Source organism: Tahibacter aquaticus (genome assembly GCF_004363655.1).
Lineage (GTDB): Bacteria > Pseudomonadota > Gammaproteobacteria > Xanthomonadales > Rhodanobacteraceae > Tahibacter > Tahibacter aquaticus.
Genome location: NZ_SNZH01000011.1, coordinates 140403 through 155343 on the forward strand (window position 1 = coordinate 140403; position 14941 = coordinate 155343).

Annotated in this window: 15 protein-coding genes; 8 read left to right on the plus strand and 7 right to left on the minus strand. The window is 66.2% G+C overall.

Annotated elements, in window-relative coordinates; genetic code table 11:
• Nucleotides 1-10: 10 nt before the first annotated feature.
• The gene (locus tag DFR29_RS17705; protein ID WP_133819955.1) at nucleotides 11-301 is read right to left on the minus strand and encodes an NHLP-related RiPP peptide; all 291 of its coding nucleotides are present in this window, start codon (nucleotides 299-301) and stop codon (nucleotides 11-13) included.
• A 101-nt stretch (nucleotides 302-402) separates the two neighbouring features.
• On the opposite strand from DFR29_RS17705, the gene DFR29_RS17710 reads away from it, so the two are divergent.
• Complete coding sequence (locus tag DFR29_RS17710; RefSeq protein WP_133819956.1) at nucleotides 403-1578, plus strand: putative peptide maturation dehydrogenase; 1176 nt, start codon at nucleotides 403-405, stop codon at nucleotides 1576-1578.
• Between the two features lie 118 nt (nucleotides 1579-1696).
• Complete coding sequence (locus DFR29_RS17715) at nucleotides 1697-4366, plus strand: putative peptide modification system cyclase (protein WP_166654176.1); 2670 nt, start codon at nucleotides 1697-1699, stop codon at nucleotides 4364-4366.
• 31 nt (nucleotides 4367-4397) lie between these two features.
• Here the strand turns inward: DFR29_RS17715 and DFR29_RS17720 are convergent, their stop codons facing one another.
• Nucleotides 4398-4652 (minus strand): NHLP-related RiPP peptide, encoded by a 255-nt coding sequence (locus tag DFR29_RS17720; RefSeq protein WP_166654177.1) that lies wholly within the window; start codon nucleotides 4650-4652, stop codon nucleotides 4398-4400.
• Between the two features lie 291 nt (nucleotides 4653-4943).
• On the opposite strand from DFR29_RS17720, the gene DFR29_RS17725 reads away from it, so the two are divergent.
• On the plus strand, nucleotides 4944-6134 hold the full coding sequence (locus DFR29_RS17725; protein WP_133819959.1) for a putative peptide maturation dehydrogenase: 1191 nt from the start codon (nucleotides 4944-4946) through the stop codon (nucleotides 6132-6134).
• On the opposite strand, the gene DFR29_RS17730 is transcribed toward DFR29_RS17725, so the two are convergent.
• Genes DFR29_RS17730 through DFR29_RS17750 form a run of 5 tightly spaced genes read right to left on the minus strand, consistent with a single transcriptional unit; the run spans nucleotide 6135 to nucleotide 9918 of the window.
• Nucleotides 6135-7142 (minus strand): HlyD family secretion protein, encoded by a 1008-nt coding sequence (locus DFR29_RS17730; RefSeq protein WP_133819960.1) that lies wholly within the window; start codon nucleotides 7140-7142, stop codon nucleotides 6135-6137.
• Nucleotides 7139-7843 carry an ABC transporter ATP-binding protein gene (locus DFR29_RS17735; protein WP_133819961.1) on the minus strand — a complete coding sequence of 235 codons (705 nt, stop codon included), beginning with the start codon at nucleotides 7841-7843 and terminating at the stop codon, nucleotides 7139-7141. Before DFR29_RS17735 ends, DFR29_RS17730 begins: the two co-directional genes overlap by 4 nt.
• Nucleotides 7840-8991 (minus strand): ABC transporter permease, encoded by a 1152-nt coding sequence (locus DFR29_RS17740; RefSeq protein ID WP_133819962.1) that lies wholly within the window; start codon nucleotides 8989-8991, stop codon nucleotides 7840-7842. The genes DFR29_RS17735 and DFR29_RS17740 overlap by 4 nt, the downstream gene beginning before the upstream one ends.
• Entirely contained in the window at nucleotides 8988-9548 is a 561-nt protein-coding gene (locus DFR29_RS17745) for a TetR/AcrR family transcriptional regulator (protein ID WP_133819963.1), read from the minus strand. The genes DFR29_RS17740 and DFR29_RS17745 overlap by 4 nt, the downstream gene beginning before the upstream one ends.
• Before the next feature lie 4 nt (nucleotides 9549-9552).
• Nucleotides 9553-9918 (minus strand): hypothetical protein, encoded by a 366-nt coding sequence (locus DFR29_RS17750; protein ID WP_133819964.1) that lies wholly within the window; start codon nucleotides 9916-9918, stop codon nucleotides 9553-9555.
• 319 nt (nucleotides 9919-10237) lie between these two features.
• On the opposite strand from DFR29_RS17750, the gene DFR29_RS17755 reads away from it, so the two are divergent.
• From DFR29_RS17755 to hslU, 5 genes are all read left to right on the plus strand, one after another.
• Nucleotides 10238-10762: a hemerythrin domain-containing protein gene (locus tag DFR29_RS17755; RefSeq protein WP_133819965.1), complete on the plus strand. Its 525-nt coding sequence runs from the start codon at nucleotides 10238-10240 to the stop codon at nucleotides 10760-10762.
• A gap of 387 nt (nucleotides 10763-11149) precedes the next feature.
• Nucleotides 11150-11665, plus strand: a complete 516-nt coding sequence (locus tag DFR29_RS17760; RefSeq protein ID WP_133819966.1) for a hemerythrin domain-containing protein — start codon at nucleotides 11150-11152, stop codon at nucleotides 11663-11665.
• Between the two features lie 74 nt (nucleotides 11666-11739).
• Nucleotides 11740-12540, plus strand: coding sequence for a DUF3050 domain-containing protein (locus tag DFR29_RS17765; RefSeq protein ID WP_208113636.1), 801 nt, complete (start codon nucleotides 11740-11742; stop codon nucleotides 12538-12540).
• Between the two features lie 97 nt (nucleotides 12541-12637).
• Nucleotides 12638-13189: an ATP-dependent protease subunit HslV gene (hslV, locus tag DFR29_RS17770; protein ID WP_133819967.1), complete on the plus strand. Its 552-nt coding sequence runs from the start codon at nucleotides 12638-12640 to the stop codon at nucleotides 13187-13189.
• A gap of 43 nt (nucleotides 13190-13232) precedes the next feature.
• Entirely contained in the window at nucleotides 13233-14564 is a 1332-nt protein-coding gene (gene hslU, locus DFR29_RS17775; protein WP_133819968.1) for an ATP-dependent protease ATPase subunit HslU, read from the plus strand.
• Nucleotides 14565-14941 lie beyond the last annotated feature (377 nt).

Sequence of the window (14941 nt, forward strand, 5' to 3'; positions counted from 1 at the left end):
GCGCCGCTGGCTATTTGCCGAAGCCCAGGCTAGGCCCGGGAATCACCATGCACATGCAGCGCAGGTTGCGCACCGATTCGTCGCTGAGTGCATCGGCCAGCGAGTTCAAGGTGGCGGCATCGGCCAGCGTGGACGGATCGATCGCTGCCGGCGGTATCGCCTGCGCCACTGCAGCGGATACGCCGACTTCCTGTAGCGCCTCCACCGGCGACTGTTCGAAGCGCCGGCGATAGGCATCGTCGCCGGACAGCCTGCGCAGGAAATCGACAGCCTGTTGCGGAGTCAGACCTGGTGCACTCATGCTGTTTTCCCCGACCGTGTTTACTGCAGTCTAGACGCTGGCTTTTCCCGTACGCCAGCCTTTGCAGGCATCCATGAAAGTTCACACATGGAAGTTCACAAATGCCGGAATTTGCCACATTGTTTCGCCGCTGCGCCGTACTGATGCTGGAGGCCCAGGAACGCATCAGCTATCAGCCACAAGACCTCATCGCCGGACGCCTGGTGCCGCGCGTGCATACGCAATGGATGGCGCTGGCGCCGCACCTGGGCGAAGCGATAGCGCTGGAGGCCGCCGAAATCGACGCGCTGGCGCGCTGCTCGTCCAGCCAATGGCTGCCCGTGCACGAACTGGGCATCGCCGCGGAAACGATCGACGCACTCTGCGCCAAGGGTCTGTTGCTGACCCAGCAGCCGGGCGATGCCGCAGCGCAGCGCGACGACATTCTGCGTGGTATGCACTGGAAAGGGCTGTCTGCCGTCGCGCATCTGTTTTCGCGCTGGCGCGGTGTGGACGCGCGCGCGGCCGAACGCCACCTGGCCGCACAGGGCATGGCCCTGCCTGCCGATACGCCGCCGCCCAGCGTCGAGGCCAGCGCTGTTGCGCCGGCGCTGGCCCTGCCGCAGCCGGCCGACAGCGCGCTGGAACAGCTGCTGCTGGCGCGCACCACCTGCCGCAACTATGCCGATGCGCCATTGCGCGCCGATCAGCTGGGCCATGTTCTGCAGCGCAGTTTCGGCGCGCGCGCCAGCGGTGCTTTCGCCGCCGGACTCACGCTGCTGAAAAAAGGCGTGCCTTCCGCCGGCGGCCTGCATCCGGTCGAAGCGCTGCTGCTGTTGCGCAAGGTCGACGGCCTGGCCTGCGGCCTGTATCGCTACCACCCGGTCGAACACACGCTGCTGCTGCAGCAAACCCTGCCTCAGTCCGAGGCCGACGCATTGGCGCTGCGGTTTGTCGCCGGCCAGGAGTATTTCGCCGGCGCGCCCGTGCTGCTGGCGCTGACGGCGCGGTTCCAGCGCAACTTCTGGAAATACCGCGAACATGCCAAGGCCTGGCGCGCCGTGATCCTCGATGCCGGCCACCTGTCGCAGACCCTGTACCTGGCGGCGACCGAACTCCAGCTTGGCGCCTTCATCACCGCCGCGGTCAACGAAGCCGACATCGAACAAGCCTTCGGGCTGGACCCCCTGCAGCATGGCGTCATCGCCGTCTGCGGCTGCGGCATTCCAGCACGGCCGGACGAGGTCGAGTTCGATCCGCTGGGCCGGGCCGCCGGACGGCCGCCGTCCCCGGCGTGACCGGCACTGCCGGAACGGCGATACTTCCGCGTACTCTTTTGCGCTAAGTCTCACTGTTTCGCCCCGGCGCTTGTGCTTGGGTGGCGGACGATGGCCATCGGTCTTTGGAGTGGTAGGCATGAACGCGTTGGTTTCCGCGCCCGAACCGCTGGCTGCACAACGCACAGGAGCGCCACTGCTGCGCAGCCTGGCGCTATGCGACCTGGTCGATTCCACCGCGCTGGTGGCGCGCCTGGGCGACCAGCGCGGCGCGGCGCTGCTGCGCCGGCACGACCGGCTCGCCCGTGACCTGATGCTGCAGCATGGCGGCCAGGAGATCGACAAGACCGACGGCTTCCTGGTGCTGTTCGAGCGCCCGATCAATGCCGTCGCCTTCTCCCTCGACTACCAGCGCGAACTCAAGCGCCTGGCGCTGGACGAAGCCGTCGCGCTGCAGGCGCGTGTCGGCGTACACGTCGGCGATGTGGTGGTGTGGCAGAACGAGCCCGGCGACGTGATCCAGGGCGCCAAGCCGTTCGAGGTCGAAGGCCTGGTCAAGCCGGTGACGGCACGGCTGGCTTCGCTCGCCCTGCCCGGCCAGATACTGGTTTCCGGCGTGGCCGCCAGCCTGGCCCAGCGCGCCCATGGCGAACTCGGCGCGAACGCCGATCGTACGCGCTGGATCAATCACGGCCGCTACCGCTTCAAGGGTGTGCCCGAGCCGGTGGTGGTCTACGAAGTCGGCGAAGCCGGCATCGCGCCGCTGCGCCAGCCTCCGTATTCGGGCAAGGCCTGGCGCGAAGTACCCTGGTGGCGCCGCCCCGGCACCATGTTCATCGAAGCGTCGATCGTACTGGGCGCACTGGTGCTGGGCCTGTGGCTGCTGCTGCGCCCGCCTGCGGCGATCGCCTTCGCCGAGCGCGACTGGGTCGTGGTCGGCGACGTGCGCAACCTGACCAGCGACGCTTCGCTCAGCGAAACCGTGCGCGTCGGCTTCCGCATCGGAATGGAACAATCCAAATATATCAATGTGGTTTCCGACCTGCGCGTGCGCGACACGCTCAAGCGCATGCAGCAAGACCCCGACCGCACGCCGGTCGACCGCCACCGTGCCGCCGAGATCGCCCTGCGCGAAGGCGCCCGGGCGGCGATCCTGCCGGTCGCGACCGAGGTCGGCGGCAAGCTGCGCATCACCGCCGAAGTGATCGACCCCACTACCGAAGCGACCGTTTACAACGAATCGGCCGAAGGCAGCGGCGCCGAATCGGCGCTGGACTCGGTCGACGCCGTCAATGCCGCGCTGCGCCAGCGCCTGGGCGAGAGCCTGGCGTCGATCGAGGACAACAGCGTTCCGCTGGAGAAGGTGACCACGTCCAACCTCGATGCGCTGCGCGCTTATTCGCTGGGCCGGCGCGCTCATGTACTAGGCAACTTTGGCGAGGCGTTGGCGCTGTTTCGCGAAGCGACTGAACTCGACCCGGATTTCGCGCTGGCGTACGTTGGCATGGCCGGGGTCTATATCAGCGGCGACGACAAGCGCGAGGCGCGCACGGTAATCCGCAAGGCACAGCAACTGCGTGCCAAGCTGCCCGGCCGCGAAAAGCTTTATCTTGACGGCATCGCCTCGACCCTGGACACACCGGCCGAGATGTACCGGCGCTGGAGCCTGCTTTACAAGATGTACCCCGATTTCCATGGCGCCTACGCCAATCACTCACTGATGCTCTGGACCTACGGCAATCGGGTGCGCGAGGCCATCGCGGTGATGACGCCCCTGGATACGCCACACAACGCGCGACTCGGCTCGTCGCTCTACCTGCTCGGCACGCTCAATCTCGCCAATGACGATTACGACAAGGCATTGCACTACCTGTCGCGCTCGGCCGACCTGGGTGGCAACAGCCTGGGCCTGGTCAATGCGGAATGGTTCGCGGTACAGCGCCGCTTCGACGAAGCCGCCGCGGAACTGCGCAAATCGGACAAAAGCGGCATGGCCAGCAACGACATTTTTCGCTGGCGCCCCCGGCTGGTGCTGCCGCTGGACCGCGGCGACTTTGCCGAAGCAGGCAAGATTGCCGACGAAGCCATCGCCGATGCGCGCAAGACCGGACCGTTGTACCTGCGCATCTTCGAAGGCATGCGGCTGGGCATCGCCGACGTGCTGCCGGCAGGAACGGTCAAGGCCGAAGACCTGCAACGCTTCGTCCGCACCGAACTGGCAGCAGCCGCGGACAGCGACGACCCCGATGTCGATCATGCTGTCACCGCCGCGCTCTACGGCGCCTACCTGGCCGCCCGCAGCGGCGACGCGAAACTGGCCACGCAGGTCATCGACAGACTCGGCAAACAGGCCGATGCGAGCGCGTTTCCCAGCAACAACGACATGGCAGCCATCGCCCGTGCGGAGCTGGCCCTGCAGCGCGGCGACGCCGATGCTGCCGTCAAGCTGCTGCAGCCGGTTAGCGGCGACGAAAACCTGTACCTGGCCCACGTAGCCCTGCGCGATGCCTACGCCAAGGCCGGACAACCGGAAAAGGCCCTGGAGCAGGCACTGTTTCTGGCCAGTCGGCGCGGACAGGCCTACGAGCAGTTCGGTGCCTTGCACATGCTGGTGCCGATCAATGTAAAAGAATCTACAATTTCTCTTTTGTGTGCCGCAGAATACAGCCGTACCCTCGGGCGCGAGCAGGATGCAGCACGCTACGCGGACGAATTCCGCCGCGCCTGGCCCGGTCCCCTGCCTCAAGCCTACGCGAAGCGGATGACCCAGGTTCAGGCAGAAGGGAAAGCGGAAGCGCCGGCACCGTAGCACGGGCGCACGCTGGGGCGGCTCGTGTTCTCTAGCGCCTGACGAGGTTGTGAGGCACCTGGCCCAGCGTGGTCAACGCACCGGCACGCAAGGTATCGGCGGCGTTCCTGGCCGCCGCCTTGTCCGGCAAATCGGACGCGGCGAAGCAAGGCGCCAGTGCTGCCGGCAGACCGATGGATTGCAGCGCCGTCGCCGGGTCTTTCTGCAGCGCACTGCGGAAGTCGTCATCGTTGGCCAGCTTGCCCAGCAGCGTCTCGACTTGTTGCGGATTCAATTCATTCGCCATGGCTCCCCCCTGATGTGGGCCAGAACAGAACATGCGTCCAGGGCCGGTGCCACGGCTGCCGCATCGCCGGCAGTGCCGCCCAACTCCGCAGGCAACACCCAACCGCTTCAACGGAGCTGACAGCACGAAACGGCGAACGGACACGGTTCGCCGCCGGCAAAAGATTGAGCTTAGCCGTGGTGTCCTATAGCAACAAGCGCGCCAGTATGGTGAATTGAGTCGCAATAGGGCACACGCGTTGCCCCCGCCAGTACGAGCCGCTAGCCTGGACACTTTGTTCGGGAGAACGCCGTGCGCCTGCGCCGCTGCGCCGTATTGCTGATCGAACCGCGCGAGAGTATTGGCTTCGACCTGGACTCCCTGCTCGCTGGCGGCGACGGTCTGGCCGCAGGCCACCGCCTGCTCGCGCTGGCACCGCACCTGGACCGCGAGGTGGAACTCGTTGCCGGCGATGCCGACGTGCTGGCCGCCGTGCCAGTGCAGCGCTGGACCGAACTCACCGTACTGCAAGCCGCGCACGAGCCCGCCGTGCTTGCGCGCCTGCTCGACTGTGGACTGCTGCTCAGCGACGACCACACCGGCACGCACTGGCGCGAACGCGACGAGCGCCTGCGTGCCACCGGCTGGCACCCGCATGCCGCGGTCGCGCAGTTGTTCGGGCGCTGGAGCGACGTGAAATCCGGCGAAGCGGCGCAACAGGCCGGCTATGCCACGCTGAACGAACTGCTGGAAAAGCTCGGCCCGCCGCCGCCAACGGTGGGCGAGCGCAGCACGGCGGCGCAGCGCATGGCCCTGGCGCTGCCGCCGCCGAACGCATTCGACGCGCTACTGCGGCGCCGCGTCACCTGCAGGAACTTCGACCCCGCCGCCTACCTGGACAATGAATTATTTTGCACAATGCTGCATCGCGTATTCGGCGCCCAGGCCATGCTCGACATCATGCCCGGCAACAGCGTGATGAAACGCAACAGCCCGTCCGGCGGCGGCCTGCACCCGACCGAGGCCTACCTGCTGGTGCAGCGCGTGCAAGGCGTGGCGCCGGGCCTGTATCACTATCATCCTGTCGCGCACGCGCTGGAACCGCTGGCGTCGCCGGCGAGCGCGGAACTGGGCGACTTCGCCCTGCGCTGCGTCGCCGCACAACGCTATCTGGCCGATGCGCCGGTGCTGGTGATGCTGGTATCGCGCTTTGCGCGCAGCTTCTGGAAATACCGCAACCACGCCAAGGCACACCGCGTCGTCGTGCTCGACGCCGGCCATCTGTCGCAAAACCTGTATCTGTCGGCGACAGAACTCGGCCTCGGCGCCTTCGTCACCGCGGCGATCAACGAAACCGCGATCGAACGCGCCTTCGGCCTGGATCCACTGCACGAAGGCGTGCTCGCGGTATGCGGCTTCGGCATGCGCGGCAATACCCAGCGCGACGACGAACTGGACCCGCTGCACACGGTATGGCCGCGCGAGGCCGACCACACCGAATGACTATTTCACCTGTATGCGCACATCCACGCGCAGGCCAATCGGCAGCGGCGGCTGGCCTTCCAGTTCGATCAGCGCTTCGAGGATTTTCGCATCCTGCTTCTCGGCCGGGTCGCCGGAGATGGAATTGCGCCGGCCCATGCGCTGGCTCACGCGCACCACCTTGCCAGCGAACTGCTGCTGCACGAAGGCGTCGCTGCTGATCGTCGCCGGCTGGCCGACGCGGATGCGGCCTATGTCCAATTCGTCGATGTCGGCACGCACGTAGCGGCGGCTCAGATCGCCGATGCGCGCCAGCGGCAGCGGCGACAGCGCGACCACGGTCTCGCCTTCATTCAGATCGCGCTTGAGCACGTGGCCGCTGACCGGCGCGTAGATCCGCGTCTTTTCCAGCAGCGCCTGGGCGCGATCGCGCTCGGCCCCGGCCGCGGCGACGGCAGCCGTGGCGGCGGCCAGTTCCTCCGGACGTGCACCGGCGCGCAGCAGATCCAGGTCGGCGTCGGCACGCGCACGGCGCGCCGCGGCGGCCGCGGCCTGGGCGCGGGCCTGCTGCGCAATTTCCACGGCAATCGACTTGTTCCTGAGCAAACCCTCGCGGCGGTCGCGCTCGGCCACGGCCTGCTGCTCGAGTGCGGCGGCTTCGTCGCGCGCCGCGCGGGCGGCGGTCAGTTCCTCGCTGCGCGCGCCGGCGCGCAGACGCGCCAGTTCCGCTTCGCGCCGCTGCACCTCGGCAGTCGCGGCGGCCAGCGCCGCGCGGTATTCGCTGTTCTCGATCTCGGCAATGAGCTGGCCGGCCTGTACCGCATCGCCTTCGCTGATGGTCACCTTGGCCAGGCGTCCCGACAATTGCGGAATGATCACGCGCTCCTCGCCGGCCGGCTCGACCAGGCCACCGGCCGCTATGGCCTCCAGCGACGGCGTGTGCGGCGGCGGTGGCGTGCTGCCGCAGGCAGCGAGCGCCAATGCGACAACCACCAGGGCAAGGCGGGCAAGCAGCAACAGCACATTCATGCGGAACTCCGCGACGGCCGGCTGTCGTCGACCAGACGACCGTCTTCAAGATGCAGGACGCGATCGCCAAACGGCTCTACGCGCGGATCATGGCTGACCACGACAACGGCAACGCCTTCGCGGTGGGCCAGCTCGTGCAATGCGGCGGCAACGCCCTGGCCAGTCTTGCCGTCCAGCGCCGCAGTCGGCTCGTCGGCGAGCAGAATGCGCGGCGCACCGGCCAGCGCGCGGGCAATCGCCACACGCTGTTTCTGTCCGCCGGAAAGCTCGCTCGGATAGTGGCCGGCGCGATCGGCCAGGCCCAGTCGCGCCAGCAGGGCCAGCGCCTGTTCGCGCTGCTGCGCCCGCGGCACCTGCTTGATGTCCAGCGCCACGGCCACGTTTTCCCAGGCCTTCAGCGTGGGAAACAGGTTGTAATGCTGGAACACGAAACCGATATGCGCCAGGCGCAGTGCGGCCATCGCTTCGGCGCCGACGTCGCGGGCCAGTGCCTGGCCGAACAGCTGCACGCTGCCGCAGCTGGCGCGCAGCAGGCAGCCCATCACCTGCAGCAGGCTGGTCTTGCCCGAACCGCTGGGGCCGAGCAGCAAGGTCATTTCGCCGCTGGCAATATCCAGGTTTATACCTTGCAGCGCAGCGAACGCAGTGGCGCCGCGACCGTAGGTCACGCCGACATCGGCGAGCGTCAGCACGCGGTTCACTGGAACACCGAGGTCGGGTCGATGCGCATCACGCGGCGTATCGACACCAGCGCACCCAGCGCACACATGCCGGCCGTGAGCAATGCCAGCACGCCGATCAGGCCCGGCGGCATTGCCACCGCCACGGTGCTGCCGGCGCTGGCCAGCATCACCAGCCAGACCATCAGCATGCCGCCGGCGAAGCCGAATACCGCGCTGATGGCGGCCTGCTTGAGGATGACCGCATACAGATAGCGGTTTGGCGCGCCCATCGCGCGCAAGGTGGCGTATTCGGGCAGGCGGTCGACCGTCGTCGCATACAAGGTCTGGCCGACGATGACGATACCGACGACCAGGCCCAGCAGCGCCGCCAGCAGCAAGGCCGAGCCCGCGCCGGTAGTCACCAGCCAGTAGCGCTGCGCCTGCGCGGCGAAATCTGCCGCGCGCCAGACATCGACCCGGCCCAGGCGCGCCTGCAAGGCCAGCCGTGTCGCCTCTACATCGGCGCCGGGCCTGAGCTTGACCAGCAGGTAGGTGGTCTCGTCCGGGCGGAAAAAAGTGAAATTCTGCGCATTGCGATGGATAGTGAAGACGTAGGGGCTTTGGGTGAACGTGCGTATGCCCTGGGTAAAACCGACCACCCGCGCGCGGCGGTTGTTGATTTCCACCGTTTGCCCCAGCGCTGTCACGCCGAGCTTGCGCGCATACAAGGTGTCGATGATCACCGCATCGTCCTGCTGCAGGTCGGCGATGCTGCCCTTGACTAGGTTCCACGGTGCGCCCTGGCCGTTGGCCAGGTTGAAGCCGACCATGCTGACGCTTTCGGTACCGCCGTCGGGCTTGCGCCAGAACGCGAACTGCATCATCAGGCGATCGACCTGGGCTACGCCGGGCACGGACATCGCCTCGAAGCGGCGGCGCTCGTCGAGACGGCCAGCAATATCCACATTGGTCGTTCCGGCCGGCGTTATCCAAAGGTCGGCCGTGGTGTGGTCGACCAGGCCCGAGGTCGTGCGCGCAAAGCCCAGCAGCAGGCCCAGTTCCACCCCCATCAGCAGCACCGCGAACAGCACGCCGACCAGGGTCACGACGAAACGCGCGCGGTCATGGCTGAGGTTGCGCCAGGCCAGCAGGCTGGTGCCGCTGACACGCTCCGCCGCCTCGGTCATGCCGATCCCTTGTCGCGCTGGCTGCCGGCCAGCACGAATTCGATCTTGGGCACCAGCCGGCGCAGGGCCGCCTGCTCGTCGGCGCCGAACAGCTGCTGCAGCCCCAGGTAGGCAGCGTAAGTCAGCGTGGAAAGATCGCGCGACACTGCCGGCGGGTTGCCCTCTTGCCGGCACAGCTCGACCAGATAGTCGATGCGCTGGCGGTCCACCGCCTGTACGACCTCGCGCGCCTGGGCATCGTGCGCGGCCCAGTTGCGTACGGCGCGCTCCAGCCGCAGGTCCAGCGCCATCGCCAGCCTGTCGAGCACGCGGGTCTTGTCCTCGACCCTGGCCTCGCGCTCGGTCTCGGCGATCAGGCGTTCGGTATTGCGTTCGCGCCAGGCATCCAGCAATGCCGCGCGGAACAGCGCCATGTCGGCATAGTGGTGATACAGCGAGCCCTTGGTGCGGCCGCTGCGCGCGCACAGGTCGGCCACTGTCAGGCGCGTATGCCCCAGCTCGGCCAGCAGGTCCAGGCCGATGGCGATCCAGTCGACGTCGCTCTTGCGCGCCATCATGGCCTCAGGCCAGCCCGGCCGCGCTCAGCAGCGCGATCACGACGAAGAACGACCACTGCGGCATCAGCCAGGCACTCACGCGAAAACGCACGACCAGGGCCAGACTCAAGCCGGCAAAGCCAGCCGACAGCGCCAGTACCAGCAGCACCAGCGCGACATTGGCCTGGTACGCCGCCCAGCCCAGTGCCGCGGCCATGGCCAGCAGCAGCAACGTCACCATGTGCCAGCAGTAGTAGACCGTCAGGCGTGGGATGCGGGCCAGCGAACGCGCCTGCAGCAGTGGCGCAGCGATCTGCCGGCCACCTACGAAGGTATGCACCAGGAATGTCGCAAACGCCGCTAGCGACGCGGCGACCAGCCAGGCATTCATGTCCGCTGCTCCAGTTTGGGGGACGCAATAACATACCATGCCTGATGGAATGTTCAAGAGGCCGCGACAGCCGGCGTCAAGTCGACCAATGTATTCGTGTCAACTGATTCACTTATCTGCATATGTAACCTTCGTCATATTTTTCTGACGCGCAATTGGTTAACCTATGTGCACTTTTTACGCGGCTGGCGCTTTCGGCACCCGGGCCTGACCAGGCTTTCCGGGGCACAGGCGTCTGCGCCGTGCATTCCGGCCGCGGCGCCTGTTGCCGCTGCTGTCGTTGCTTGCAGGTTGCCGCACCCGCGGCACAGGAGGAACCATGCTCGACATGCTGCGCAGACTCATTGGCCAGCCGGCCAAACCCGCCCCCGCGCCGGCGCCCTCGCCGCTGCGCCATGGCGGCATGCCCCCACCGCGCGCGCCGAGCTACGACTCTGGCCTGGTGCCTTCGCTGAAGAACGACCACCAGGAACTGGTGGCGCTGTTCGAGCAGATCGGCCGCACCTACGAGGCCCGCCGCTTCCACGAAATCCCAGCCCTGCTCACGGCGTTCAAGACGCGCCTGGAAGCACACCTGCTGACGGAAAATGTGCGCTTCTACAACTATGTCGAGTCGACCCTGCGCGACGACGCGGAAAACCTCAGCCTGATCCGCGATTTCCGCCGCGAGATGAACAGCATCGCCCGCGGCGTGATCGACTTCGTGAAGAAGTACCAGGCCAACCACGATCCGGACATCCTGCAGCATGGCTTCCTGGCCGACTACCGCGCTGTCGGCGGCCTGCTGGTGCAGCGCATCCAGCGCGAGGAAGGCAACCTCTATCCGCTGTACATGCCGACCTGAACAACGGCCGACGCCGGGCGAGACCGTAAACGCCGGCAACAAATCGACGCCACGCCGCACACCCGTGCCGCGTGGCGTTTTTTGTTCGCGTACCTGATGGCGCCCGCGCACAGACGCGCTCGCTGCGGGCCGGCAATGCCGGCCGCTTCGATTCGGCAACAGATATGAAAAAACTGCCCGCCGCAGGCAATCAGAGTCACTGTCTCCAGCCTCTACGACTCTCGGGAAAAGGGACAAAAACGGCTCATCGAAACCGCCAAAGCAATCACAATATATCTTTTATATTTTCGCAATTCCCGATACACGTATACGATTGCAAATAGAACATTAGGTGCTAGGATCGATTCACAGCCGCAGCCACGCGGCGGTTTCGCCCCCGGAGACCGCATGTTTGCAGCCATCCGCAAGCTGTTTGGCAGAGGCGAAGCAGCCGCACCCAGCGCGCGCCCGGCACCGCTGTCGCACGGAACGGCACGCACGCCGCGCTTCGATGCGCGCCTGGTGCCCCAGCTCACCCAGGACCACCGCGAACTCGTCCACGCCTTCGAACAGATCGGCATGCTGCCCGAGCGCGACCGCTGGGATCTGCTGCCGGCGCAACTGCTCGCCTTCAAGTCGCAGCTGGAAGCACACCTGCTCGCCGAGAACGTGCGCTTCTATAACTACGTCGAATACACCTTGCGCGACGATGAAGAAAATTTTGGCCTGATCCGCGATTTCCGCCGCGAAATGAACACCATCGCGCGCGGCGTGATCGACTTCGTCAAGAAGTACCAGCACCCGCTGGTGACTTCGGTCGAGCGCAGCGCTTTCCTGGCCGACTACCGCAGCGTCGGCGCGCTGCTGGTGCAGCGCATCGAACGCGAGGAAGGCAGCCTCTATCCGCTCTATCAAACCAGTTGAGTTGTTCCGCGCGATGCCCGCACGGCGCCGTGGCGGCGTCCGGCCGGCCCGCGCATCCATAGAAGGAGTCAGCCGTGTCCGCACTACTCGAACAGGTGTTCACGCCGCAGGTGCGTGAGCTGCGCGACGCCCTGCACACGCACCGCGTGTTCGACGCCATCCGTGATCTGGAGACGTTGCGCGCGTTCATGCAGGTGCACGTATTCGCGGTCTGGGACTTCATGTCCCTGGCCAAGCGGCTGCAGCGCGACCTCACCTGCGTAGAACTGCCCTGGATGCCGCCGGCCGACATCGAAGCCGCCCACCTGATCAACGACATCATCCTGGCCGAGGAAACCGACACCGGTCCCGACGGCCATCCGATCAGCCATCTGGAGCTTTACCTCGCCGCGATGAAAGAAGTCGGCGCCGATACGCGCCAGTTCCAGCAGTTCCTCGCCCTGGTACGCGACCGCGTGCCCGTGGAGAACGCGCTCGGCCGCGTCGGTGCACCGACCTGCGTGATCGACTTCGTCACCAATACCCTGCGCGTCGCCATTGGCGAACGCACTCTGGTGGTGATGGCGAATTTCTTCTACGGCCGCGAAAACGTCATTCCGGGCATGTTCCAGCGCCTGCTCGACAGCTGGGGGCTGGACCGTATCGAGGCACCGTCGTTCGTCTACTACCTCGACCGGCATATCGAGCTGGACGGCGATGCCCACGGCCCTGCAGCCGAGGCGATCATCCTGCGCGCACTGGAGCGCGAGCCGGAGATGGTGGAAACCGTGAGCCGCGCTGCGCTAGCCAGCCTGACCGCACGCCAGCGACTGTGGGACGGTACCGAAAAGGTGCTTGGCAAACTGGCTCGCACGCCGCGCCGCGCCCGCGCTTGACCAGGCCTGGCGCCAGGAGCCGCCGCCCCTTGCAGCGGCGGCTCTTGTTTAGCCGCCCCGCCATCCCTACCTTCCGGGTTCGATACCCGGAGGCCTTATGGCGGAAAGTTTCCATGCAACGACCATCGTGTCGGTGCGGCGCAATGGCAAGGTAGTCATCGGCGGCGACGGCCAGGTCACCCTGGGCAATACCGTGGTGAAGTCCAACGCGCGCAAATTGCGCCGCCTCGGCCGTGGCGATGTGATCGCCGGTTTCGCCGGCGCCACCGCCGACGCCTTCACCCTGTTCGAACTGTTCGAAGACAAGCTCTCCAAGCACGGCAACCAGCTGGTGCGCGCCGCAGTGGAACTGGCCAAGGAATGGCGCACCGACCGCCGCCTCGGCCGGCTGGAAGCCATGCTCGCGGTGGCGGACAAAGATGCCTCCCTGCTGATTTCCGGCAACGGCGACGTGCTCGAACCCGAGCACGGCCTGATCGCCATCGGTTCCGGCGGACCGTTCGCCCAGGCTGCGGCCAAGGCGCTACTGGACAACACCGAACTCGATGCACGCAGCATCGTCGAGCGCTCGCTCAAGATCGCCGGCGACATCTGCATCTATACCAATCATTCCATCGTCATCGAAGAACTCGACGGCGGCACGGCCTGAGCCGCGCCCTGCGCGCGCCGCCCCTCTTTCCGAAAAGCCCATCATGTCCGAATTGACTCCGCGCGAAATCGTCAACGAACTCGACCGCCACATCGTGGGCCAGCACGCCGCCAAGCGCGCCGTCGCGATTGCCCTGCGCAACCGCTGGCGGCGCATGCAGCTCGACCCGGCCCTGCGCGACGAGGTCACACCCAAGAACATTCTCATGATCGGCCCCACCGGCGTGGGCAAGACCGAAATCGCACGCCGCCTGGCCGGCCTGGCCAATGCACCGTTCATCAAGGTGGAAGCAACCAAGTTCACCGAGGTGGGCTATGTCGGCAAGGATGTCGAATCCATCGTGCGCGACCTGGCCGACATGGCCTTCAAGATGACACGCGAACAGGCCAAGAACCGCATCCGGACCACCGCCGAAGACCGCGCCGAAGAACGCATCCTCGATGCCTTGCTGCCGCGCCGCACCACCGGCTGGGAACAGCAGCAGCCGGCCCAGGCCAGCGATACCGACACGCGGCAGAAACTGCGCAAGCAGCTGCGCGAAGGCAAGCTCGACGAACGCGAGATCGACCTGGAAACCAGCATGAACCTCGGCGTCGAGATTGCCGCGCCGCCAGGCATGGAAGAAATGAGCCAGCAGCTGCGCGGCATGTTCCAGTCGCTGGCCGGCGCGCGCACGCAGCAGCGCAAGATGAGCATCAAGGCCGCGCGGCCGGTGTTGCTGGAAGAAGAAGCCGGCAAGCTGCTCAACGACGAGGAACTCAAGGCCGAGGCGCTGCGCAACTGCGAGCAGAACGGCATCGTGTTCATCGACGAAATCGACAAGGTCGCCCAGCGCGGCGAGTGGCACGGCGCCGGCGTCAGCCGCGAAGGCGTGCAGCGCGACCTGCTGCCGCTGGTCGAAGGTTCTACCGTCTCGACCAAGTACGGCGTGATCAAGACCGACCATATCCTGTTCATCGCCTCCGGCGCGTTCTCGCTGGCCAAGCCGTCCGACCTGATTCCCGAACTGCAGGGCCGCTTCCCTATCCGCGTCGAACTCGGCGCGCTGACCAGCGAAGACTTCGAACGCATCCTGCGCGAACCGCACAACGCGTTGACCAAGCAATACACCGCGTTGCTCGCCACCGAAGGCGTGACCCTGGAATTCGCACCCGACGGCATTGCCCGCCTTGCCGCCATCGCCTTCCAGGTCAACGAACGCACCGAGAACATCGGCGCCCGCCGCCTGCATACGGTGCTGGAGCGCCTGCTCGACAACATCTCCTACGAAGCGCCGGACAAGAGCGGCAGCCACTATCTGGTCGATGCCGCCTATGTCGACGCGCACCTGGGCGAACTGGTCAAGGACGAAGACCACTCGCGCTACATTTTGTAAATTGCCGAAGCGGCGCTGCGCTTTGGCGGGGCGCCGATGATCGCAGCGCAATGCGCCGCGGCATCGTGCGCTGGAAGCCGGCTGAACCACCTCGCGGTGCAATTCGCGTACGCTCATCGCACCCTACGAAGGCAAAGTCCGCTTTGGTAGGGCGCCGATGAGCGCAGCGAACTGCGCCGCAGCGTCATGCGCTGGAAGCTGGCTGAACCACCTCGCGGTGCAATTCGCGTTCGCTCATCGCACCCTACGAAGGCAAAGTCTGCTTTGGTAGGGCGCCGATGAGCGCAGCGAATTGCGCCGCAGCGTCATGTGCTGGAAGCCGGCTGAACCACCTCGCGGTGCAATTCGCGTTCGCTCATCGCACCCTACGAAGGCAA

Coding starts and splice junctions, on each gene's coding strand:
- DFR29_RS17705 (WP_133819955.1), bottom strand. CDS start 301: ATGAGTGCACCAGGTCTGACTCCGCAACAGGCTGTCGATTTCCTGCGC.
- hslV (WP_133819967.1), top strand. CDS start 12,638: ATGGCGGAAAGTTTCCATGCAACGACCATCGTGTCGGTGCGGCGCAAT.
- hslU (WP_133819968.1), top strand. CDS start 13,233: ATGTCCGAATTGACTCCGCGCGAAATCGTCAACGAACTCGACCGCCAC.
- DFR29_RS17745 (WP_133819963.1), bottom strand. CDS start 9,548: ATGATGGCGCGCAAGAGCGACGTCGACTGGATCGCCATCGGCCTGGAC.
- DFR29_RS17760 (WP_133819966.1), top strand. CDS start 11,150: ATGTTTGCAGCCATCCGCAAGCTGTTTGGCAGAGGCGAAGCAGCCGCA.
- DFR29_RS17750 (WP_133819964.1), bottom strand. CDS start 9,918: ATGAATGCCTGGCTGGTCGCCGCGTCGCTAGCGGCGTTTGCGACATTC.
- DFR29_RS17730 (WP_133819960.1), bottom strand. CDS start 7,142: ATGAATGTGCTGTTGCTGCTTGCCCGCCTTGCCCTGGTGGTTGTCGCA.
- DFR29_RS17740 (WP_133819962.1), bottom strand. CDS start 8,991: ATGACCGAGGCGGCGGAGCGTGTCAGCGGCACCAGCCTGCTGGCCTGG.
- DFR29_RS17715 (WP_166654176.1), top strand. CDS start 1,697: ATGAACGCGTTGGTTTCCGCGCCCGAACCGCTGGCTGCACAACGCACA.
- DFR29_RS17720 (WP_166654177.1), bottom strand. CDS start 4,652: ATGGCGAATGAATTGAATCCGCAACAAGTCGAGACGCTGCTGGGCAAG.
- DFR29_RS17755 (WP_133819965.1), top strand. CDS start 10,238: ATGCTCGACATGCTGCGCAGACTCATTGGCCAGCCGGCCAAACCCGCC.
- DFR29_RS17710 (WP_133819956.1), top strand. CDS start 403: ATGCCGGAATTTGCCACATTGTTTCGCCGCTGCGCCGTACTGATGCTG.